This window comes from Providencia sp. PROV119, from assembly GCF_028482435.1.
Lineage (GTDB): Bacteria > Pseudomonadota > Gammaproteobacteria > Enterobacterales > Enterobacteriaceae > Providencia > Providencia stuartii.
In genome coordinates this window covers 97,767-123,607 of the sequence record NZ_JAMPQL010000015.1, presented here as the reverse complement: position 1 = coordinate 123,607, position 25,841 = coordinate 97,767, and the positions used below count along the sequence as shown (strand labels likewise).

Annotated in this window: 10 protein-coding genes and 4 pseudogenes; all 14 read right to left on the bottom strand. The window is 37.2% G+C overall.

What is annotated here, in order from left to right; all coding sequences use genetic code 11:
• Positions 1 to 169 precede the first annotated feature (169 nt).
• Positions 170 to 325, bottom strand: a pseudogene (locus tag PSF11_RS14260) (ClbS/DfsB family four-helix bundle protein); the annotation flags it as partial.
• A gap of 12 nt (positions 326 to 337) precedes the next feature.
• Positions 338 to 553: pseudogene (locus PSF11_RS14255) on the bottom strand (integrase core domain-containing protein); the annotation flags it as partial.
• 12 nt (positions 554 to 565) lie between these two features.
• A complete protein-coding gene (locus PSF11_RS14250) occupies positions 566 to 1,630 on the bottom strand; it encodes an IS110 family transposase (protein ID WP_004239726.1) in 1,065 nt (354 codons plus the stop codon).
• A gap of 210 nt (positions 1,631 to 1,840) precedes the next feature.
• Positions 1,841 to 2,793 (bottom strand): annotated as a pseudogene (locus PSF11_RS14245) (IS3 family transposase); the annotation flags it as partial.
• 20 nt (positions 2,794 to 2,813) lie between these two features.
• Positions 2,814 to 2,927 (bottom strand): annotated as a pseudogene (locus PSF11_RS14240) (DUF2857 domain-containing protein); the annotation flags it as partial.
• Between the two features lie 24 nt (positions 2,928 to 2,951).
• Positions 2,952 to 3,140: an AlpA family transcriptional regulator gene (locus tag PSF11_RS14235; protein WP_000200567.1), complete on the bottom strand. Its 189-nt coding sequence runs from the start codon at positions 3,138 to 3,140 to the stop codon at positions 2,952 to 2,954.
• Positions 3,141 to 4,048: 908 nt separating this feature from the next.
• Complete coding sequence (locus PSF11_RS21195; protein ID WP_000482925.1) at positions 4,049 to 4,192, bottom strand: hypothetical protein; 144 nt, start codon at positions 4,190 to 4,192, stop codon at positions 4,049 to 4,051.
• Between the two features lie 169 nt (positions 4,193 to 4,361).
• Positions 4,362 to 5,111: a 4'-phosphopantetheinyl transferase family protein gene (locus PSF11_RS14225; RefSeq protein WP_000071884.1), complete on the bottom strand. Its 750-nt coding sequence runs from the start codon at positions 5,109 to 5,111 to the stop codon at positions 4,362 to 4,364.
• Positions 5,112 to 5,123: 12 nt separating this feature from the next.
• Entirely contained in the window at positions 5,124 to 6,851 is a 1,728-nt protein-coding gene (locus PSF11_RS14220; RefSeq protein WP_000588838.1) for an ABC transporter ATP-binding protein, read from the bottom strand.
• Complete coding sequence (locus PSF11_RS14215) at positions 6,844 to 8,610, bottom strand: ABC transporter ATP-binding protein (protein ID WP_001044024.1); 1,767 nt, start codon at positions 8,608 to 8,610, stop codon at positions 6,844 to 6,846. The genes PSF11_RS14220 and PSF11_RS14215 overlap by 8 nt, the downstream gene beginning before the upstream one ends.
• Before the next feature lie 18 nt (positions 8,611 to 8,628).
• Positions 8,629 to 9,402: a thioesterase II family protein gene (locus PSF11_RS14210; RefSeq protein ID WP_004239723.1), complete on the bottom strand. Its 774-nt coding sequence runs from the start codon at positions 9,400 to 9,402 to the stop codon at positions 8,629 to 8,631.
• Positions 9,402 to 10,490: a Gfo/Idh/MocA family oxidoreductase gene (locus tag PSF11_RS14205; RefSeq protein WP_000801189.1), complete on the bottom strand. Its 1,089-nt coding sequence runs from the start codon at positions 10,488 to 10,490 to the stop codon at positions 9,402 to 9,404. The genes PSF11_RS14210 and PSF11_RS14205 overlap by 1 nt, the downstream gene beginning before the upstream one ends.
• Entirely contained in the window at positions 10,490 to 19,705 is a 9,216-nt protein-coding gene (locus tag PSF11_RS14200) for a type I polyketide synthase (RefSeq protein WP_017827831.1), read from the bottom strand. The genes PSF11_RS14205 and PSF11_RS14200 overlap by 1 nt, the downstream gene beginning before the upstream one ends.
• A 12-nt stretch (positions 19,706 to 19,717) precedes the next feature.
• Complete coding sequence (locus tag PSF11_RS14195; protein ID WP_004239721.1) at positions 19,718 to 25,822, bottom strand: non-ribosomal peptide synthetase; 6,105 nt, start codon at positions 25,820 to 25,822, stop codon at positions 19,718 to 19,720.
• Positions 25,823 to 25,841 lie beyond the last annotated feature (19 nt).

Here is a 25,841-nt window from a genome sequence, read left to right as displayed (position 1 = left end):
CATATTTAGCTTTCCATAATGGAATATTATCGCCACCTTGAAGAATTCTTTGTTCCGGTTACAGAATCTGCATTTTTATTGAGAGCAAGGGATTTAACCTGCCACGGCGTGGTCAGATTAAGGATGTGGGCATAGAGCGATTTTTCGGCCATTAATTTGACGCTGATGCTTACTTTAAATTGTTATTATTTTTTGCCCACTTTTTTAATCTTCCATTCGCGTTGGTATAAGGCGAAGATGTATTAAATGAGATCATTCGGCCCATCGTCCATTTTTTGTATTATGGTTCACCATACAAAACATCATCAGTTCGTTCATCAATAAGCTTTTGTAGTGGTCAACTAAAACTGGCCACGGTTTTAGAGTTTTTTCGGTATCGGTTTTCCGATTCATTTGGTGGTAATCCACCGTTATATTCGTGCGGCCTGAGTTCGCTGTAATACCCGACGATATAACCCGTTATCGCTTGAGCAGCTTCACTGAAGCTGGTGTAGCCTGTCACCGGCATCCACTCATTTTTCAGACTCCTGAAAAAGCGCTCCATCGGACTGTTGACGCTCCTATGTCAAGAGCGGCGATTGGCATATGCGAGGTCCGATAAAATCAATGGATAGAGCTCACGGACGATGTAGCGTTTTAGGCATCTCAGGATCTCTTTAGTCGATAGCCCTTCACCAGTTCGTCTGTCGACATAGATTCTCGTGCGCGGATCGCTACGCATACGTACAAGGGCTATTGTCCACAGGGCATTGTTTGCTTCACGTGAGCCACCACGGTTTAATCTGTGCCTTACTGTTTTCCCTGATGATGCTGGCAGTGGATTTACGCCACAGAGCGATGCCAGGGCCGCTTCATTTTTTAAACGTTCGGGGTTATCACCCGCAACTGCCAGCAGTGTTGCAGCCGTCTGTGGCCCAACGCCAAACTGGCTACGAAGGTTACTGGCATACTTGCGGGTCAGTTTATCTAGTGATTCGTCTAGTTCATTCAACTCTTCAGTCAGGGCCATCCATCGTTTCGCAAGGCTTCGAAGCGTACTGCACAAGGCTATACGTAACGGTGAGTGCTCTGACACTTCGCTGTTAATGCAGGCAGTTACGCATTCGTGTGGTTTCGATTTCCAGAGTTTGTCGCGAACATCTTGCGGGGCACTAACCAGCAGTGCACGAAGCTGATTAATCGCCTGCGTACAGGCTTTTACTGCACTACGTCGGGCAACACTAATAATCCGGAGAGCCTCACATGCACCTGACTGCATTTTTGGTATGGCCTTGCTGCTCCCTGAAAGCACTGTCCGGGCTGCATTTTCTGCATCTAGTGGATCTGACTTCCCTTCAAGGCGGCGTTTTGAGCGATCTGGCCGGTTAACTTCAACAACATAAATGCTATTCTTGATGAGATAGCGTGTTAATGCGGCACCATATGTTCCTGTTCCTTCGATGCCTGCTCGTTCGAGGCTACCGAAAGAACGTGCCCAATCAAGTAGTTCCAGATAGCCCGCTTGATTTGTTTGAATAATGTGAGTTCCAAGCAGTTTACCTGCCTGACTGATAACAGCGCCGACATGAATATCAAGATGGGTATCGACACCCAGAATCACGGTTTCAGAAGATTGGCGGTCGTTTTGCATGGTTTGCCTCCAGATATTGGTAGCACAATCATCCCCATCGCAGGACAGGACACTCGGGATGCAGCACAAAGCTCCTATCAGGTCACAAACTCTGGGCCCGGTTATGCCCGGGAAATACCAGAATCGGACGACAGGTCAACACAAAGGCATTTGAGCCAATCCCAGCACGGGTCAGTCCGATCCGGTATTTGAAAGTATATTAGAATGAGTATCCCAGCAGTTTCCGCGCCTGCTCATACTTTGCCTGATCCGGTATCGCCACAGTAACTGCCTGAACTACCTGCTTGTATAGTGACTACCCTAATCACTGTGGAACATAACCCCGGATGGCTTACCGCGTCTTTCCCATGCCATTTTCAGTGCTTTGGTGGTCAGCCTGCTGTCCGGAGAGAACGACATTGCCCACCCCACGGGTTTCCGTGCAAATAGATCGAGTACCACAGCAAGGTAAGTCTGGCGTTTACCTGTCCAGATATACGTCACATCGCCGCACCATACCTGGTCAGGCACTGTCACTGCAAACTGACGTCCGAGGTGATTCGGGATAGCAATATGTTCGTGTCCCCCACGTCTATATCGGTGAACAGGCTGCTGACAACTCACCAGCCCCAGCTTCCTCATAAGATGGCCGGCAAGCCATCGTTCCATCCGGAAGCCCCTGTGTGTGGCCATTGTGGCGATACTTCTTGCATCCTCGGAGCCATGACTGAGGCCGTGTAGTTCCTGAACCTGACTGCGTAATACAGCTAGCCTGCTATCCGGCTTGTCAGGACGGTTTTTCCGGTATTTATAGCTGCTGCGGTGAACCCCAAACACGTGGCAAAGCGTGGCCACAGGATAATGCGCTCTGAGTTTCCCGATTATCGAGAGTTGTTCAGGGAATCTGACATCAAGAGCGCAGTAGCCTTTTTTAATATTTCATTTTCCATTTCAATACGTTGAAGTTTTTTCTTCAGCTCACGTATCTCAATTTGCTCCGGCGTGATAGGGGAGGCTTTAGGTGTTTTGCCGGCACGTTCATCTCGTAGCTGCTTTACCCACCGGGTCATAGTGGAAAGTCCGACATCCATGGCATTTGCGGCATCTGCAACCGTATAGTGTTGATCCACCACTAACTGAGCGGATTCACGTCTGAATTCTGCACTGAAATTTCGTTTTTTCATTAAAGCACCAGTGTTGTCCTGAGGGTATTCATTTCGTCGAAGGTGAGTCCCAGAGATTCACGATGGTGAATATTGTCTTCTTTCAGCGCACGCAGGGCATCTGTTAATACGGCGTAATTCAGAGACGGAATCATGATTTCGGACCTTCCTTAAACACTTCAGCGGTTGGCTAATTTGAGGTTGATCCATTCATCAATTTCAGATTCGAGCCAGGCTACGCTGGCAGGGCCAACCTTTATTATTGAACGAGGAAAAGAGCCCCCTTTCATATACAGATAGATTTGCGAGCGTTTCAGACCGGTTTTTTCTTCGACCTGTTTCAGGCGTAATAACTGATGTGATGTCATGATTTTCTCCAGTGTAGAGTGGGGTTGGAGAAGATAAAAAAGCATAAGCGAAGGTGAAGAAGAAAGCACGTAAGCCCGTATTAAGAGTTTTTGAGTTCTTAATACGTATTTCAGTATAATGGTGAGTTAAATCAATAAGGCACTGAAGTGGGAGAACCGCGTTCAAGTGCTGTTTTCAGTGTATCGCCGCTGAATTTGTCAGTAATACCTTCGGTAGATGCCCATTGTTCGAAAATGGATAAAAGCTTGTAAGGTTTTCCTAGTAATGGACTGATGACTTCATTATGTTTACATGAAAGCCAGAAAAGACGAGATAAAGGGCTGGATATGCGTGTCGATGTTGGAGTGTGTTTAATATTTACATAGGCATTCATCAGCTTTTGTAGTTCAGTCAGGCGAATTACAAAACAGGAATCTTGTGGTAATTTATAAATAGGGAAATATTCTTTGTCACTGGATTTATGAGTTTCATTCGATTAATGTTGTTATAAATCTCAGATTTTAGTTCTTCAGGTAATTACATTAGTTGTTGGCTAATTCGTTCTTTTCATGTTATTTTCTCAAACGCTTGAAATAGAGTTCTTGATAATAAAACTGAAATGCCATAATTAATACATTGATTGCCTGTGATTGGTGGTGATATATTGATTGAGTGCGCCAGTAAGTGTTGAATTGTTACGAATTCATACCCGATCAGAGTGGTATCAATGACCCATTTTTTTAGAATGAATATATTTATCTTGAGTGAGTGTGGTATAATTTATATGTTTAATGAAACAATGTGTATCAAGATAGCATAAACGATCTGTGAGAGAGTTTCCTATTTTTTTCAATTTAATTTTATTCTTAATTTTTGTGACTTTCCTTAATATAATTGTAGATTGAAAGTATATAGATAAATAAATGTTTCAAGATAGCGCATGGCGATAAACGTCGCTGTCGGTTAATTGTTTCTCTGTTTTTTTCTGGTTGGCTAGGTATACAGCTTCAGGTATGGTTAACCAATCGGATTTATTTTTAATAATAGTATTTTTTGTTTTATTGTTAAACATAATTTTTCCTTATTTATATGAGTGCTAATATATTGATGGTTTTTTATAATTTATTCGTGTTTTGGTGTGAATATATGAATTGAATTGTCATATCTTTTATATGACCTATAGTCAGTCAAATAATACTTAAAACTAACTGTTAATATATAATTTCATTGTGGTCGTATAACTATAATAAATGATGTGGCAGGTTGCTTTTTATATCACCCCATGTTAAGAATTTATAGTTAAATGGATGGTGATATGTGATTATGGATATTTTATAGCTATCTAATATTGATTTGGTAATATATGAAAGATGAGCAGAGTAATGCTGTTCTATAAAATATAATTTATCAAATTGATCTCTCTTTATATAAAAATCTAAATTCTTAATGATTTCTTCTGATAATCCAATGCCTCTTGATTTAATATAGGCTTCTTTTAATGTCCACATCTTATAGAAATTATGTTTTTTTTGAGTCTCGTCAAAATAAGATAGGTATTTTTTTTCTTTTTTTGAGAAATAATAATCTATAATGCTATTTATTTCTATATCACGGTTGAAATATTCAATATCAATACCAACGGATGATGTATTTGAAATAGCGAGAGCAACACAATTATTTGAATGTGATAAATTGAAGTAAATGCTTTCCTTTGATTCGTTTAAAATAAATGGTTTCCCGTACTCATTTTTTGAAAATCTTACATCTTCTGGTGAAATTTTTAAATAAAATGATAAAATATCGCGTAACATGACTCTTGATAGCAAAAAAATATTTCGTTGTTTTATAAAAGGGTAGTCGAATAACGATGAAATTTCATCGTTATTTAAGATGTGCATTCTGGATTTAGCTTTACTTAAACATGGTATCGTTTGTAGATTACCAATCCAGATATGCACCTCATTATCTATAAACAAGTTGCTATTACTCATTGCATTTGGCTATTAGCATAACGCTTTCTGTTGTAACCATAAATGTGCATATAAGCCATTTTTTGCAAGTAACTCAGCATGTTTTCCTTGTTCTGCTATTTTTCCATTTTCCATTACGATAATGTTATCGGCATTTTTAATGCTATTTAATCGATGGGCAATCATAATGATTGTCTTATCTTTTGATAACAATGATAAAGCTTGTTGAATTAATACTTCTGATGAACAATCGATACTCGATGTTGCTTCGTCGATCAGTAAAATTGGTGCATTTTTTAATAAAGTTCTAGCAAGAGAAAGACGTTGACGTTCTCCACCTGAGAGTAACATACCACCGTAACCAATAGGAGTATCATAATTTTGTGGTTTTTGTATAATAAACTCATGTGCATTAGCTAATTTAGCTGCAGTTATTATTTCATCATCGTGAGCATCTGTTTTTCCCATTAAAATATTATCTTTAATTGTTCCTGAAAATAAAACGACATCTTGATAAACAGAAGATACATATGAACAGAGTTTATCGGAATTTATTTGGTTAATATTAATATCATCTAGCAATATTTCACCTTGGTTAACATCCCATAGACGAGAAATAAGCTGTAGTAAAGTGCTTTTCCCTGAGCCACTAGGGCCAACAATAGCAGTAAAGCTTTTTTCAGGAAAACAGCAAGATATATTATCTAATGTTAATTGACTATTATAAGGATAAATAAAGCTTACATTGTTAAAATAGATATCTGTTCTTATTGGTAATTGAGTATATTTAGGCTCAGAAAGTGGAACCACTTTCATTACTTCTTCTATGCGTTGTAATGATTTTTGTGCATAATTTAACAACATACTGGATAATCCTAAATCAAAGAATTGTCGATAAATGGGGAGTGCTAATACAAGGAAAAAAACGAATTGAGAAGGAGAAAGTGAGCCACTAATTAAACGGCTTGTTCCTATTATCATTAATAAAATAAAACCTGATTCAAGAATAAAACCATAAAGTGCAATCCAAGGGGCAGGCTTGGAATCTAGAACTATTTGGGTTTTATTTTGTGTTTCTAAGGCTGCTTTTAGTTTTTTCCATGCAGGACCAAGTCGCCCAAAACTACGAATAACCATAATTCCTTGGATATAATCGAGTAATTCGGATTGTACATTGGCATTAGCATCAGCTGCCTGTTGTGCAGCTTTTAACATTATTTTATGGCTTATGGATAATGCGAACAGAGCGATTGGAATAGAAAATAATATAATTAAAGTGAGTTGCCAATCTACCCATACTAAGAATAGTGAGAGAAAAACAGGCATCGCTAAAGTACTGATAAACATTCCTAAGAAATGTGACCAGATATTTTCAATGATCTCTAAATCAGCAGTAAGCCGTGATGCAAGATCACCACTGCGTTGAGAAGAAAACCAGCCAATCGGGATTTTTCGTAAATGATCGGCTATTCTTAGACGGGCTTGTCCCATCATTTTATAAGCACCAATAAAAATCATTGGCATACTATAAGTACCAATGACAATACGCAGAACAATAGATAAGAGTATTGATAAAAAGTAATAAAATAACTGAGCTAGTGTGATTTTATTGGCAAAAAGATCAATTAATAAAAAATAGAGTAGAATATACGGAATAGTAGCAAAAAGACCTTCAACTACGGCAAGGCATAGACCCACCATTAAATCTTTATCTTTTTTATTAGAAAGCAAATAACCTGATTTAATTAATTCTTTAATCATTATTATTCTCCTGGATTAATTGCCAATGAATAGTGTGACTATAATCATTCCATAATTTTTGATAGGTTGGGCATTGGTTTAATAAATGGGTGTGTGTACCTGTATCAATAATCTTTCCATTATCAAGCACAATAATTTTATCTGCGTTAATAATAGTATGTAGGTTATGAGTGATCATAATAACAGTCCGATTCTGGCATAGACTCTTTAATGCGCGATAGATCAAAATTTCATTTTCAGCATCAACATTGGCAGTAATTTCATCGAGAAGTAGGATTGGAGAGTTTTTTAATAGTGCTCTTGCAATTGATAATCGCTGTTTCTCTCCACCTGAAAGTTTATTTCCTTGTTCACCAATTAATGTATTATATCCTGCTGGGAGTTTTTCAATAACATGATGAATATTGGCTGCTTTAGTTGCTTTGATAATATCCTCAAATAAGGCATTAGGATTTGCTATGAGTAAATTTTCTAAAATAGTTCCATGAAATAGATATACATCTTGAAAAACAACACTTATTTGAGAAAGTAAATCAATTTCTGGCCAGTAGTTGATATCATATTGACCTATTTTTATTTGGCCAGAAGTACAATCATAAAAACGGGGAATTAGTTTTAATAATGAGGATTTTCCTGCACCACTGTGGCCTACAATTGCAGTTGTTGTACCCGCTTGGGCATTAAAACTAATTTTCTCTAATATCGGTTTATCACCATGATCCAAACAGACATCTTTAAAAGTAATATCGCTATTTTTAGGGAGAGTAAAATGTTTATCATGTTGTTTATGCTCTGAAAGTTCAAGGATCATACTGATATGTTTTAAGGTTTGTTTTCGTTGAGCTTGTTCTCCTAGCACAAATGTTAGTCGTAATAACGGCGCAAGTACGAGGGGGGATGTCATTAAAAATAAAATATAAGTAGATAAATCAATATTTTGATTTAAATACATCCACCCACCTACTGGTGCTATAATAACGAGATTCGCTGTTAATATCCCACTAAATACCATCCAAGAGCCTGTACTAGCTTTGACATTATTTTTTATCCATTTAACAGAGGAATTGATAGATTGAGATAATTTACCAAAAGTATGGGAGGTTAAGTTAAACGCTTTTATTTCTCGTATTCCTTTAATATATTCTCCTATTTCATTAGCAATTTTTTTCTGAATATTCATCCACTCATTGGTTTGTTTATTGGCTCGACGCAACATGAGAAGTTGAGCCATAAAAGCAATGGGTAATGGGGTTAGAGATAATAAGGCAAGAGGCCAATTTACATAAAAAAGTAATATAATAGCGATAAAGGGAGTCACTATGGCTGAGACGAGATCAGGTAGCATATGTGCGAAAAAACCTTCTAAGCTTTTTATATCATCATTGATAATACGTCGCAGATTTCCACTGCCATATTGAGCAAAAAATGATAATGGTACTTTACTGATTTTTTTAGCTATTGCGAGTTGTAATTGATGCTGAATATAAAAAGCACCCCGATGTGCGGCAATATGACTTATTGCCATTAATCCCCAACGTAAAATTAAAATAATCACAGTGATATAAACTAGATTATTTATTTGTTGAATATTAGGTGATGTTGAAAAACAAATCTGGCTGATTTTATAGATGATCCATAATGGTGCTAAACTTAGCATTGTTGAGATTATTGCCATAATAATGCCACTAATCAGAGGGAGTGGGGCTAATTTTATTAAAATACGAAAGTTAAGTGGCAAAGTATCTATTGTTTTATTCATATATATTACCTAATCAATTTAATCATTGATAAATTGGTGATAAAAATCAATAATAAAACGACAAAAAGTATTTGGGCGTGTAATTGGATAAAAGTGATCTCCAGCGATGCAATTAATAGTGCAATGCTTATCTATCCAATCTTGCCATGCTTCAACTTCGTTTTTATCAGCTTCACTATCATGACTACCATACATTAATAAAACAGGGGTATGAAAAAGCCGTTTAGTGCTTTTTTGAAAAAAATAACGCTCGGTAGCAAGGAAATCAGCACGTAATAATGGCATAAACTGTTTTAACAACTGTGGCTGCTTGATTAATTCAGCATCACATCCACCAATGGCAATTAATTGTTGAATAAAGTCATCATCATTTAAATCACTCAGTAATCTCCTTGCTTGAATATGAGGAGCTTGGCAGCCTGATAATATTAGTCCAGATAATTCCCAGCCATTTTTTTCTAATTGAATAGCAGTTTCAAAGGCAACTTGGGCCCCCATACTGTGACCGCAAAGTAATAATGAATTATGCCGTGGTGGATAAAATTTCTTTATTATTGTTATTAATTCATTGGCTAATAACCCAATATCATTAAAGGCTGGTTCTTTAAATCTGCAACCATGGCCAGAGTAATTAACTAATTGACAATTTAACCCTGAAATATCGGTAGATCTCCACGAGTTAAATGCACTATTACTGGCACCAGCAAATGGGCAAACCAATAGGTTAGCATTGTCTTTATTTACATTTTGCTCATTTAAAGGAGTAATATATTTGGGAGATTGTTTTATCATTATTTTCTCCGTCCACTACTTTTGGTGAAGTTCATTCGCTTAAATGGCGCAATTGTGCCATCAATGGCTTTACCTGCTGTTTGCAATGTTTTTATCCATAATTGAGATAAAGCTAATTGGTAATGGGGTTGTAAAATCATTGGTTTTTTATCATTAGGTAATTGCCAGCATTTATCTATCTCTGCCAGTAAGTAATTAATAGCTTCTGGTGCTTCACATTCCATCACATCCTGCCAACTATTTGGTGGAGTATGAAATGAATGAAACAGTGGTTCATCAAGCTCCATCGTGGCAGGAGATTGATACATGGCTTTTTTACTATCTTGGTGATGATGAATATAAAGCGCATTATTCCATTCTACTGGCCCATAACTTCCAGCGAGAGTTAAATAACCAGCTGGCCAGCCTAATATCATATGATGCATCACGAGGCTATGCTGATCAGGATCGTTAGATGACAAATGTTTTTGTAGGCATAAAAGCAAATCACCAGTAGGGTTGGATAGTCGTAGAAATTGTAGCGGGGTATTATCTTTTTCTAATGTGACTGTAATATCATTAGGGTGTAATTTCATTGCTTGGCAATATATATCTAAGGCGGAATAAATTAATTGCCTGCTTGTGATAATTTGTCCCCACACTGGTCGTTGTTGTATTTGCTGATATATCTTCTGTGTGTTTTCTATCCATAAACGTCCTGCTTTATTATGTGGATAGAGGCTGTTAACGATATAGTGGCAATGCATTTTTTCTGCTAATGATTGTAGTCTGGTAATTTCATCAGGATGTACAGGATGTTCCTGTACAACCGAGATCCCCCGTTGTAAAAATGCTTGCGCAAGTTGGCTACCTTCGCCACCAACAATGGCTGATCGCACAACAATACAAGCTAGATCTATTTTTTCAGGTAGTTGATCAAATCGAGTAAAAAGTGGAATACCGAATGCTTTAGATAATTCTCGAGAACGAGTGCTACCTTTGGAAAAAAGGCCAATAAGATGCCATTTGTCTTGAGGTTGTATAAATGCATTGAGATAAACCTCTCCAAATTTACTGCCTACAATCACCACTTTTTTTGCCGGTTTCATTAATTACCTCCTTCGGATGGATATCCGTTATTAGAAAGTTTTTGTTGCACCCACTGATCAATGATTTCGGCCAGATGTGTGCTGGTAGCGCGATCTTGCAGTATTGACCAGTGCTCCCCTGAAAAATAGTGATGTTGGGTATGTGGCGGTAATCGTTGGTACCACTCTTTTTCAGGTGATGTCCATTCTGTTGGGTGGTTGGTGGCTTCCAGCCATAAACAGGCGATATCATCAGATAATGGTAGGTCACTTTCAGGTAGGAATGACATAAGTCTTTTAGTGCATGCAAGCTGCTTATTTTCATCTGATGAACTATCTGAGTCATCATGACAAAATTTAATAAAATCATGTCGATAGACGGGATCTATTAATACTAATAATACGGAATGATTTTGTTGCGAGAGTTGTTCTGCAAGGTAACTGGCAATAAAAGCACCATATGACCAACCAATAAGAATATAAGGGCCAGTCTGTTGTGCTGTTTTTATGCTAGATAAATGTAATGATAACAATGTATCCAAATCAGTTAGTTTTGAAGCATCTGTAACTGTTAATCCCCACACTGTATTATTTAACGACTCAGCAAGAGGTAGGTAAACACCGGGATCACCATCAGAAGCATGTACCATAAAGTAGTGGTAAGGTTTTGGAGCAGATACAGCGCTTAGAGGTATCAAAGAGGAGTACTCTCGTTGAGATTGCTTTTCCTGCTCTAAATGAGCACAAAAATCGGCTAAGCATGGATAGGTAAAAATCTGTTGTAATGTTGCTGGATATCCCCGTTGATGTAATTGGCTGATCATTTTGGTTGCAATCAAACTATCTCCTCCAGAACGGAAGAAATCATTTGTACTATTGACCTCACGACCTAATAACTCAGACCATAATGCAATGATTTCATTAATCATATTGGTTGGTACATCAGGTATTGCAACAGGTTGTATCTGTTCATTTAGCTCTTGAGCGGATGATGTTGCTATGCCATTAAGGGTTGCTTCAATATTTTCACATTGGAACAACTCAAAAGAGTCGATATTCTGATCAAGAGAATGAGATAAATAATCACGTAATTTACCTAAATAAGGTTTTCCTCCACGAGTGGGAGAGGCTAAAAAGAGTGTTTGTCGCAAAGATGAGGAATCTGTTTGGGGCCATTGACCAATAGTTTCAAAACCAGTATTGATTAAAATATCATGCCAACTTTCACTATCAAGCATCGCTTTATTCGTCAATATACGCTTATCTTGATATGCACTTAATCCCTCAATAAAGCCAACAGTCGCCATTTGCATAGCACTTTGACACTCGGTTGCTTCGATAAATAATAAATAGCCTTGAGGTTTTAACAGGCTTCTAATCCGTTTTAGTGCGTGGCCGATATGTGATGCATCATGTAATACATTAGATGCAATGATCAGATCATAGCCATTATCTGGATGATGAGAAAATTGTATTGGTGCATTAATATCAAAGAGTTGATAGCGCATTTCTCCTACAGCAGTGAATTTTTTTCGCGCTTTATCAAGGAAGTAATGTGATATATCAGTAAAGGTGTATGAGTAATGCGTATTCTTAAGTACTGCGACTATACCTTGAGTGGTAGCTCCTGTACCTGCCCCTATTTCTAAAATATTGAGTGAAGATGTTGCACCAACCATTGCACTAACAATATCTTTTGCACATTGATTTAAATAATTTAGTGCAGGGTGTTTGGCGTATAGTGCTGTGGTAATTTCATCTGAATTAAAAAGTAGTGAAAGAGGAGAAACCTTACCACTAAAGAGTAATTCATGTTGGGTTAGTGATTGTTCAAGGTAATCCCAAAGTACATATTCCCAATCATTAACAGGTTGTTGAAATACTGGGGCAGATAAACATAAGTTAATAAACTGTGTTGTGGCATAAAACTGATCACCCTCTTTGGTTAATAAGTGATGCAGGCATAATAAATCTAGCCACTGACTAAGTAGCCTCTCATACTGAGGCTTTGCTTTTAAACGAGCCACTATTTCAGCTAGGGTGATTGGTGTGTTTAGCTCGGTAAAAAGAGCATTTCGATACAGTGTGTGACATATGCCATACCGTGCTCGTTCCTCAAATCGTTGCCAACTCTTTTCAATAATGTCACTGAGTGAAGCTGATGGCGAAAGTAAATTAGGTAACCAATTGGGCTGTTTAATAACGGATAGTGGAATATCAGAAGAGGCTTCAAACAGTAATTGTAGAGGAGGCTCTACTTTCGTATCGTCTTTTACCATTACCATAGCATGAGCACGTTTGATTTGCGGATGATTTTCCAATGTTTGCTCGAGTTGTTGATAGCGTGATTGGAGGTGATTATCTATTGCTAAATGTTGATATGAAGGAAGTTGCGCAATAATCTTATCAACTGATTGATTATTATCTTCATCTTGGCATAATTGAGTGATCAAGCTTTGATAATCAGAGAACATCATTGTTAATAAACCGTCAGCAAAGATGTCATCCATGCAGAACCAATTTAATGTTAGCCCCTCTTTTCCTTCCATTACTTGGTGATCTAACCAAACTTGAGGTGTTTGCGCGAAGCTATATACGGGTTGGCCGAAAAGCTGATTTAATGCTTCATCAATATTGTCACCATCTAGTGTCATACCTAACATGCTAGTAAATACAATAGGTAACAGAGATTGGCTACTATCCCCTTTATAGCGTCCCCATTCACGTAAAATCTCTACACCATTTACTTGGGACTTACTTAAATGTTGCCAAAGTCTGCGCTGTATTTTTGCCATTGACTCATTTAATGTACAGTCGTTATCTAGATAAATATCTATAGGGAGTACAGAGGTAAAATCACCAATAAGTTGTGTAACATCTGGGTGCCATGGTTGACGATTAAAGAAAGTTAAGTTTAGTGTAAAGGCTGGGTATTTTGTCCAGCGACCTAAAACTAAAGCAAAAAGTGTTAAAAGCCCTGCTGATGGTGTAATACCATGCTTTTTCCACCTCTGTTTTAATTTGTCCCATTGCGCTATAGAAACATGATGTTGGAAAGTCGTAAAACGAGGTTGTTCAGTAATGGATGAATTCTTTATCGGTAAATATGGGGCAGAAGGTAAATCAGATAATAGATCCTGCCAGTAACACCATGCCATTTTCCACTCATCACTGTTACGATTTGTTTGATTTTTTAAGCAGTAGTCGCGGAAGGTAAATGTTTGTGGTATTAATTCTTGTCCTGAATAGGCGTTAAATAGATCATCAAACAGAATTTTAAAGCTCATGGTATCAAACTGCAGTAAATCTAGATTGATATGTAATCTGTAACAATCGTTATTTAGCCAAGAAATTTCAACTTCAAATAATGGCCATGACTCAGTCGGTAATACCCGATAAGAAAGGGCTTCCCTTATCTGTGTTAGGCTCTCTTGTTGCTCTTGTTGGGTTAAATTTGTTAGGTCATGTTGAATAAAATGAAAATAAGGAACTTCTTTTAAGATACGTTGTTGTCCATCATCATCTATGATCATTCTCAACATATCATGACGCTGAATAACTTTATTCCAAGCTTTTTCAAGTGAGGCCGGCTCCCATATATGGCGTTGACAATCCCATTCAAAAATTGCATGGCAAGCAACGCCTCCGTAGTTAAAGAGGTTTTTACGTCCGATCCAATAGGCGTGTTGAATTGGTGTTAATGGAAATGGGGCATATCGTTCTGACTCCATTGTGTGGGAAATGTTGTCTTGATTATGGAGTGCTTCTGTCACAGTAAATTTCTCAGGTGCTGCGGTTCGAATAACTGAGGCTAAACCAGCAATAGTCATATCATCATAAGATTGTTCAGCGTCAATATTGACCGCAAACTGTTTCTTAATTTCCGCACTGAGATCGAGGAAAGAGAGAGAATCTAGTCCTAATTGGAATAGTTCAATGTGAGTATCAATATGTTCATCACCAAGACGCAACAGTTGTTTGATGCATGCTGTTAGCCACTGTTCTAAGTTATCACCAACGCGATAATCAACCCTGTTAGGGCTTACCGGCTCTGTTTGATCCGTTTGAGTTGGGGTTTCACAAAGCTGGCGAGTGTGATTAATTTCATGGTTATCATAATGATCATTATGATTAGTCTGATGAAATAAAGGCGTTTTTTGTGTCATTAAAGGTGGAGTCGCTAAGCGCATTGCAAGGCGACAAGAGGTATTATCTAGCAGACAAGCATCTAAATGTGCCAGTCCTTCCTCAGTAGTAAGCGTACTCATACCTTTGTGTTGTAATTTATCATGGAGTTGTTTTTCTGCCACAAAGCCAACACTTTGCCATGCCCCCCAAGCGATAGAAATGACGGTTAATCCCTTGATATTGCGACGTGCATATTCAGCTAATCCATCTAAATATCCACAAGCGAGGGAATGAGCTGCTTGTCCTTCAGAGCCTATAGTTGCAGCGGCAGAGGAGTATAAAATAAGGTAACTGGCATCTGTTTTTTCTAAAGCATCACAAAATTGCTTGGCAGATATCGCTTTAACAGAAAATACGTCAGACATACGCTTAGGGGTGAGTTGTGTCATAAGTGCATCATCCAAAATACCTGCACTGTGTATAAGCCCCTCAATGCCACCTTCATTTTCAAGCTGAGTGAGTGCTGCATGACATTGAGCGTTATCACGACAATCACATGTTAGCCATTTTATTTCTAGCTGGTTAGATTTCTGTAAGTTATTCATCCAATCTAATGCGCTGCTATCAGCTCGTGGTGCCAAAATAGCGATACGTTTAGCACCTTGCCTTACTAACCAACTTGCTGTAATTCGACCTAAGCCTCCAAAACCACCAGTAATAATATGCCAGCGCGGGGATACCATGATGTTCTGCGCTATGATCGTAGAAGATGAGGGCAGTGGGGTTAATTGTGGTAAGTAGCAGCAATGGTTACGAACAATAATTTCATTATTACCTTGTTCTATTTGTATAAAAGCAGGAACTAATTCAGACCATGAGGCATTTATACCTAAATCAACAATGGCAATTAACCTTGAGCTATATTCTTTTTGAATAGTTTTTAATAAACTTCGAATACTACGTTGTGCTGGATTAACCGTTTCTATGGCAGTTAATGCCCAGGCTTGTTGCGTGATAACAACAAACCCATCAGACGATGACAGTAATATTTGGCGGATCTGCTCGGCGATAATTAAAGGATCTGCAAGGTTGGCAACGATTAATTGATTTTCGCCCTGTTCAGAAAGACATCCAATAGCGGATAAAATAGCTGTGATTTCAGAAGGCAATGTTTGTTGATGGTTAAATATTAATGTTGGCTTGATAAGATCTTGTTCCACACAAGGTGTTAATTGCCATTGGTAGTGTGAACTTTGTTGTATCTTGGTGTCACTAGGTAACTCTTGATCAAAGTGATCGTTTTCTGTCGAAACACTGGCGAGAATAATATGTTCACACATATCTTTGGTTTCTGGTAATGCATCAGGTAACCAGCGAATATGTTGAAATCCTGCTAAGCGACACTGTTGATGCCATAATTCTGGTGATAAAAATAGTTTTCCTTTACGGATCTTTTCATCATGGAGGGGTAACACCAGTGGGCCAAAAACAAAATCAAATAAGCGAGCTTGTTTGGTTATTTCGCGCATAAGCAAATGACCATTGGAACGCAGTAAAGTACGAAGAGCAGTTAATGTATCTCCAATATGTTGAGTGGCATGAATAACATTAGCAGCAATAATAATGTCATAATAATCAGATTGAAAACCTTGTATTTCAGGGGATTGTTGTAAATTGAACTCTCGATAGTTAACAAATGAATATTGACTAAATTTTTGTGCGGCACGTCGGGTGAAGATAGGTGAAATATCGGTAAATTCGTATTCAACATGTTGTATGGTTGATAAAATAGGTAGCAGCCAAGAGGTGGTTCCTCCCGTGCCACCACCGACTTCAATAATTCGCAAAGGCTTAGCCACAGTGGGCTGGTAGTGAGAAAGTAATCCTTTAAGTACCGCGGCAGCAATTTGGTTAAAATAACGACCAAAACTAAAATCTTGATAGAGAACTTCAACACCTTGAGATGCACCTTCAGGAAAGATCACTGAAACAGGTTCAATCACGCCTGTCATCATATCGTAGAGTTGCTCTCCTGCTCGCTTGACGGTGTCAGGAATAGATTGAAGACCTTCGCTATCTAATTGTAATTGATGGAATAATAATGGTAATTTATCACTAGAAATAGATTTTATTTTTTTATAGTAGTTGTGCTGATTTATCTGTTGGTAAATATAATATCCATCCTCAACACAGGCCTCTAATAAACGTACTAATAATTGATAATAGCGGGGTAAAATGCGTCCTGCTCGCATAATATCGATTACAGACATGGGGGTATTCAACTCATGGCCTAAACACGAGCATATCATTTTATCGACGTAATAATTATGTAAAGTGGTAAGTGTTGAATTAAATGAGTTTAAACGAGGAAGATCGAGTGTTGTAAGCGCTTTTAATGCCGTTTCACGACCTTGGCTAATAGGTAAATCAAATGCGCTTTTTTGTGGTTGATATTTTTCACTATCCTTTTTTTCATACCAATAATATTGTTTTTCAAAGGGATAGAGAGGTAATGGTATATAACTTCCTTGAGTTTTAAACAGTGACTGCCATGGTAAATCATAGCCTGCAATAAATAGGGTTGTTGCAGCCTGTTGTTTCATCTGAATTTCATCAACTCCCATTCTGGCAGTTGGTATCCAACTAATCTCAGTAATGCCTTCACGTTCACCAAGATCACTTAATACAGAAGTTGGTCCTAATTCCATAGCATGGGTGACACCATGATTGACTAACGTTTGTATTGCATCTTGATACATAACTGTATTGCGTAGTTGCTGAGCCCAATATGATGGATGTTGAAGTTCTTTTTGAGAAATTAATTGCCCTGTATAGCCTGAGACTAAGGCTATTTTTCCTTGTGAGGCTGATAATGACTCAGTAAATTCCATCAATTGATCAAGAATATTATCAATATAAGAGGTATGAGCAGCACACACGTTATTCATTTCTCTAAATCGAATATTCTTTGCTTTCAATATTTGAGTAAACTTTTGCATATCATCGGGTTGCCCCGCGAATGATAAGTTGTTATGGCCATTAATTGCAGCTAATTCAACATGACATTGTTTAGCAATGATTTGAATATCTTGATATTCTGCAAATACAGCAATCATTTCACCATTAACATGACTTTCCATTAATTGTCCACTATATACAGCAAGTGGCATCATTTGTTCGATTGTATAGAAACCAGCGATAACGGCTGCGGCATATTCTCCGCAAGAATGACCTACAATTATTTCAGGTAAAATACCGATTGCTCGCCAATGTGCTGCCATTGCGATTTCATAGGCGACAATAGCCGCTTGAATATAACTGGCATTAACAAGTTTATCGCTATGTAGGCCAAACATGACTTCTTTTAACGGAAATGTTAAGTGTTGCAGGCATGCTTGCTCACAACGATCGATTGTTTCGGCAAATGTTGTTGAATGTTGGTACATCACTTTACCCATAGCAGGATATTGTGATCCCATACCAGAAAATAGCCACGCTATTTTCTTATTTGTTGATGTATGACCATATTGTATTAAAGAATCAGCACTTCCTTGAGAGAAAGCTAACAGTGAAATATCACTCTCACTTGTTAAGGGGATAGATAAGCGCCATGGTAAGTTGAGTTGTCTTTGCTGTAATGCATTATGAGCCAGAATGTTTGCTGGGGTAATTTTTATTAATGGTGCATAATCACCAGCAAGTTTTTTTAGACTCTCTTTTGTGGCGGCACTAAGCAATAATGAGTATTCAAAATTATTGTCTACCTCTTGTTCAGGTTTGATTGATACTAATGAGTCAGGCAATGATTGCACAATGATATGACAGTTTGTTCCACCAATACCAAATGAAGAAACACCAGCAGTTCGTATTCTGCTAGACCAAGCTTTAGGGTTTTTAGGAATGTAGAACGGGCTTTTTTCTATTTGTAATTGAGGATTTGGGTGATTAAAATGCATAGATGGAGGAATAAGTGCTTTATTTACCGCTAATATCGTTTTAATTAGGCCAGTGATACCTGCTGCTGTATCCAGATGTCCGATATTGCCTTTAACTGAGCCAATAGCGCATTTAGAAGCAGTAAGAGAGCGATCAGCGAAAACCTGACATAATGCACTAAACTCAATTGGATCACCTAATGGTGTAGCTGTTGCGTGTGCTTCAATAAGTTCAATATCTTCATTTTTAATATCGGCCAGTTGTATTGCTTCTCTAATAACTGAAACTTGGCCTGCTACGGAGGGAGCTGTGAATCCCGCTTTTTGATGACCATCATTATTAATGGCACTACCACGTAATACAGCAATAATTGTGTTTCCATCCACTAAGGCATCTTCAAGACGACGTAACACTACAATACCAAATCCATTACCAGCAAAAGTACCGTTTGCCTCTGCATCAAAAGGACGACAAATACCATCTGGTGAGAAGATCATGCCTTTCTGATATAGATAACCACCGGTTTGTGGAAATGTGATACCAATTCCACCAGCAATAGCCATACTGCATTCACCAGAGCGTAAACTTTCACAAGCCATATGTACGGCAACTAAGGAGCTAGAACAAGCGGTTTGTATAGTTAATGCTGGACCAGTTAAATTTAATTTATATGCAATACGTGTTGCGAGATAGTCTTTATCATTCCCTAATAATTTTTGCATGCCACGGACATGGCCAATATTGTGCAATGCTAAATCTTGCTGGGCAGGATAGCTGCTCATTCTTGCTGAAGCAAAAACGCCTGTTTTGATGGTTATATTGCAAGGGGCATATCCAGCATGCTCTAAAGCATGCCAAGCACCTTGTAAAAAAATTCTTTGCTGGGGATCGATAAGTTCAGCTTCTGAGCGTGAATAATTAAATAGAGTAGCGTCAAAATATTCCGCTTCATCTAACGGCGCGCCACGATTAACAAAATCAGGTGAATGATAAGTTTGTTCAGCGACACCTGCGGCTTTTAGTTCTTCTTCAGAAAAAAGACGAGAGCTATCGTGTTTATTAATTATGTTATGCCAAAATTGATCAATATTTTGTGCATCAGGGAAGCGACCAGAAAGACCAATAACAGCTATAGGTTCACTATTACCATAGAAAGTTTCAAAATTCAGCATGATTAATATCCTTTATCTACTATGAGTTCGTAGTTGTAACCGTTTCTTTCTCTTGTTTTTGTGTTTGTCTCGGTCGGAATATTGCTCACATGTTGGTGAAGTGTTTTGCCAAAGCAATTGCGCTAATGTACTTAGATTTGGACTAGCGAACAGATCAGTAATTGTAATATGGCTATAGCCATTTTTTTGTAGTGCTGCATGAAGTTGAACCAATTGTAAAGAGCTGGCACCTGCTTCGAAAAAATTTGTTTCAGGTGCTAACGTTATTCCAATAACTTGCTTAACAAGTTGTTGTAGTTTTTGTATTGTCTGACCTGTTTTTTGTGTATCAGTAGATTGTTTATAATGTGTGTTTTGATTATTTTTGGCATTGAAAACTGGGGTGATGACGAGATTATTGCATCTTGGTATAAGTTTATTTAGTGGCAATTGCCAAGATTGTGGTTCAGTAGCCAGTTTAGTGAGTATATGTTCATATTGCTGGAACATGGAAAAAATGGTTGTGTAGTCAAATAATTGTTCGACAAAATCCCAGTTTAAATATAATTCACCGTCTGACTCATATACTTGATGATCTAGCCATGTTTGTGGTGTTTGTGATATTCCCCAAACAGGTTTTAGCCATGAATGATGAGAAAGAAAACCTTCATCATGTTTATAGCCCAATGCACAGGTAAAAACGACAGGTATCTCTATATGAGACATCTGTCGTTGAATTGCCATTTCACGCATTACTTTAATGGCTGAAACACTACGATGTTGCATATCTTTATGTAAACGTTTTTGCATCATTGAGATACTGTTTGACCAAAGATCACAGGTATACCAATCGAGTAATTGTAATGAGGTAAAATCACCAAGTACTTCATTTATTTGAGGATGTACAGGATGCCGATTAAATAATGTCAAATTAATTGTTAACTCAGGGCTTTTACTCCATGCGGATAATGTGGCGCAATAAGCAGCAATCAAAAGTGCTGCTGGCGTAACATTATTTTGCTGAGCAACTTGTTGTAGTGCTTGCCAAACAGAAGTAGATAATGATGTTTGTAAACGCGAGAAGCGAGGTTGCACAATCTGTGCTGGATCTTTTATTAGTGGCAATTGTGGGGCTGGTGGTAATTGTGGTAAACGCGTTAACCAATATTCCCAATCATTTTGTGTGTTAATCGGATAGGCATCACAATCAATATAATCTCGAAAAGTAATATCTAGAGGGATAAATTGGTGATTTGGCTCCATATACAGTGTTTTTAGCTCACTGAAAAATATCTGCATACTCATTCCATCAAGGAATAAGTTATCAAGGCTAATAAAAATATGATCTGGTTGTTCTTTGGTCTTGATAACTTGAATAGTAAATAAAGGCCAAATTTCTGGATCATAAACAATGTTAGCAAGTTGAGCTCGTAATACTAGAAAAGCGTCACTTTTTTCTGTAGGGATATAATGCGTTTTAACGGAATAATAAGGAACTTTTTTAAGTACTTGTTGTTGTCCATTAATAATGACACCACGTAACATATCATGACGAGAAATCAACTGATTAATTGTACGTTCTAATTTAGGTACATCTAAATTTTCCGCTATAAAATGGACAAAAAAATGTGTACCAACACCCCCAAGTGTAAAATTATTTTGCCGTCCAACTAAGTAAGCTTGCTGAATATCAGTGAGTGGAAATGGATTGTATCTATACGCCTCGTTATGTGAAATTGCTGGCTGTTTTTCGAAAACTTCGCTCTGCTTTATATTTTGTGCAAAATCAGAAAGGATCGGATAAGCAAAGATATGCTCCAGTTCAACTTGGTAGCCAATATGGTTTAAATCAGAGATCAATCGAATAGCAACTAGGCTATCTCCCCCTTCACGAAAGAAATGACTGTGACGGTGTATCTTGTTGGTGCCAAGGAGCTTTTGCCATATTGTTATGATGATCTGTTCTTTACCATTGATAGGTTGTTGATTTAGGTATTCTTCTTGGTATTCCTGACAATACAATTTTAATGATTGGTTATCTATTTTGCCATTTGCGGTTAAGGGGAACTCAGTTAGAAAATAAATATGTTTTGGGATCATATAGTCTGGTAAAAATTGGCGCAAATCATGCTCTAGCTTATTTTTATCTGGTAAATAAATTTTTTCTGGTGCTTGGTATAACTGTGTCAATATTTCGCCGTTAACTCCTTCACTTTTATAAGTCGCAGTAGAAGCGCTAAAGATATCTTTGCATTTTTTTGCTGTTAATAATTCATCAGCAGGATCACTACCATTTTGTTGTAATAAAGAGATGCTTATCAGTGATTGTGCAGGGGCATGTAACACTTCTTGTATAAAAATCATTCCACTCGGAGCACAGAGTGAAACGAATTTTTGTATCTCTTTTTGTGGGCTGTCTAATCGATGAAGATAATTGTTCATCCAAATGATATCTGCACTATATCGATTTTTATGAAGAAATACTTCTGTAAGAGGCTCAGCATAACTATTTTGATAATCTGATAAATTTTGGTTAGCTTGCGTTACCATTGAAAGAGACTCATCAGTTAGCAGTAGGGTAACCATATTAGTGGGTAATCGTTGCAGAATATAATTTGCTGAAATACCGCTTCTAGCACCTAATTGAATGATTTTTATTGGCCTTTTTAGTGAATGATGAAGTTCTCTTATTTGTTGTAGTAAATTTTCTAAGGAGTAGTGCATTCCATCAATACGCATAGTGACTTGTTCTGGTGACCAATAGGGATCATCAAATAGTGTTAGAGCTGATTTTTTACCTTTGAGTATGTCTGTTAAATTGTTTTTGTGGCGCTGCAAATTTTCTATTAGCGTTCGCTGGGTACTATTAGTTGGGGGGGAATTGAGTGTAGTTTGTGGATATTGTGCTATTAAATTTAGCCAATTAGCCATTAATGACTGATAGCTAGCGATAATGCTATGGTCATCTGCTGATTTTTTTTCTGACAAGAGGTTGTCGAAATCAATATTTTGTTCAGTAAGATAATCATATAAAAATCCAGCTATGATTGCCGTTTCTTGGGATTGTTGTTGTACATTTATTGGGGTTGAGCGCAGATAGTAGAGGGGAGAAAAGGTGCTATTTGAACTGATAATATCCTGGTAATTACCCGAATTTAGTATCACAAAAGAGTGTAATGCTTTTTCTTTATTACCATTACCAAGGCATAGTGTAATCGCATTTTGCACACCCTGAAGCTTATTGAATGCAGCATCAATTTCCCCTGGTTCTATACGGTATCCGCCAATCTTAACTTGGCGGTCACGTCTTCCTAAAAATTCAAGTATACCGCCAGGGAGATATCTTCCCATATCACCTGTTTTATACCAATTTTCACCATTTTGTTTTACAAACTGTTGTGCTGTTTTTTCGGGATCGTTTAGGTAGCCTAACGCAACGCCTGCACCACCAATCCAAAGTTCTCCTGATACCCAATCAGGGCAATCTTCTCCTCTAGCATTAACAATACGATAACGTTGGTTGGATAAAGGATATCCATAAGGTATCGAGCTCCAGGATGGGTCTAATGTTGTGACATTAAAATAGTTAGACCAAATAGCGGCTTCTGTGGCACCTCCCATGGCGACTATTTGTCCATCAGGGCAGAAATTATAGTAACGTGTCGGGAGATCAAGCCCAATCCAATCTCCAGAGAGATAGATTAATAGCAGCGATTGTGGAATGGATGACCCTATTCCTTCTGCATAGGTTAGTAACATATCAAACAGTGCAGGTACGCTGTTCCAAAGTGTTATTTTATGTTGGTTAATAAGTCGTAACCATGCATCAGGATTACGGCGCTCATCTTCTTTAACTAATACAAGAGTCCCTCCGGCATTTAAAACACCGAAAATATCATAAACAGACAGATCAAAATGTAGTGCTGATATGGCAAGTACCCGATCTTTGTCTGAAATGTTATATCGCCGATTGAGATCAAGGCAGGTATTCATTGCGCTGGCATGGGATACAACAACACCTTTAGGCTCTCCAGTAGAACCTGAAGTATAAATAACATAAGCTGCTTGATGAGGAGATATATCTATATTGTGTAGTGGTTTATTCTCGGAGGGTTGAACTTTTTGCCAAACAATTCTGTTACAAAATGTAGCATAGATTGAATAGGATGGATCGCTATCAGATACGATGAGTAATGAAAGCTGAGCATTTTTAGCAATGCGGTTTATACGTTCTTCTGGTTGTAGTACATCAATCGGAACATAAGTTCCCCCCATTAATAAAATAGCCAGAACGCTAATGATTTGCCCTACTCCTTTTGGCATACATACACCAATTCTGTCTTCTGGTTTATAACCTTGTTGTATTATTTGATCACTGAGTATTGTTGCTTTAGATAATAATTTTTTGTAGCTCCATTCCTGAGAGTCGATATCAATGACAGCAATTTTTGATGAATTTGAATAATTATGGAAAATAGACTTATGCAGTGTATGTGGTAATAGTGAATTATCTTTTTTGATAACTGATATTCTATTTTTTAATTGTTTTTTAGGAATTAAATCAGGTTGGGTTTCAATCCAGGCATTAGGATCGTTGGCAAGTTGGCGTATACGAGAAATATAAACATCAAATATTGTTGTTATAACATCATTCCGGAACAAGTCATTGTTATAATCCCACTGTAAAACAATATTTCCACTTTTGTTAATTGCCATGTGATCAAGCCAAACTTGTGGGGTTTGTGATATTCCCCATCCTATAGAACCTAATACAGATTCTATATTTTTATCAATAAGTGGTTGATTAATATGGCTAGTAAAGACAACAGGACACCCATAAGGATGGGTGCCATTTTTACGAAGGTCTCTAATGATATCAATACCAGAATAATCAGAATGTTGCCAAGCTTCAATAAATGTATTTTGATTGTCTTTAGATAATGAAATTAATGGTCGATTGTCTGTTTTCATTTCTAAAAGAATGACATTAGTAAAATCAGCTATAATATTATTAACTGCAGGGGCTAATGGCTTTCTATCAAATAATGTAAAGTTGAGTAATAAGCTATTTTGGCCAGTCCATCTTGCAAGTACAGATGAGAAACAGGTTGCTAATGCAATGGAAGGTGTAATATTATTTTCTTTAGCCAAATTACTAAAGTTTTTCCATTCTTTTGAGCTAAATGTCCAGCTAAGGCGTTTAATTTTTATTTTATTTATTTTTTCTGGATCCATATATAATGGCAGAAGAGGAGAGTCTGGTAGGTTTGGGATTTTATTTTTCCAATATTGATATGCTGATTCTTTGTTTTCATACTGTTTTTTATCTTGTAAATAATGGTAAAAGTCATAGTGCTCATCTAACTGAGGCAGTATTTCTCCGCTCAATAATAAACAAAGTTCAGTAAAGAGTAATGAATAACTTGTACCATCTGCAATCAACATATCAATATTAGTACATAAACGATATCTGTTGTTAGGTAGCGATATCATGTGAAAATCAATTAACTGACCGCTTTCAACATTTAGTACCTGATGGCTTAATTTTTCCCGTAATTGTAAAAGTTTTTTCTCATACTCATCTTTTGGTAATTTACTAAAATCATGATATGTAACATATTTTCTATTTGGGTTAGGAGACCAAAATTGTGTACCCTGTTGGTGAAATACTATATTCAACATGGGATGACGTTTTGATAATAATACTAATGCTTTCTCTAGACTTTCCGGAGTAAATTTAGGGGTGCCATCAAATTCTTGATAAATTTGGCAAGCAACACCACCAAGAGTTTGTTTATTCAAACGGCCGACAAAATAGGCATGTTGTATAGGTGTAAGTGAAAACTCACCAGCATTTTTTATTGTTTTATGTGTATATATATTATCTTTTCTTTCTTTTTTATTTATATCTGATTTTTTTAATATTTTATACCATCCTTTTATTGTTGGATTTAAATACAAATCTTTTAATGTTATAGCATAACCATTTTTTTGGAAAATATATAAACATTGCATAAATCCAATTGAATCAAGACCTAATTTTATCAGATTGTCCTTATCTGAAAATTTATTTTTGTCAATGTTTATTTGCTTGGAACATAATTCTTTTATGTTATTAATATCACTTAATATTTTCATTTCTATACCTTAATTATGA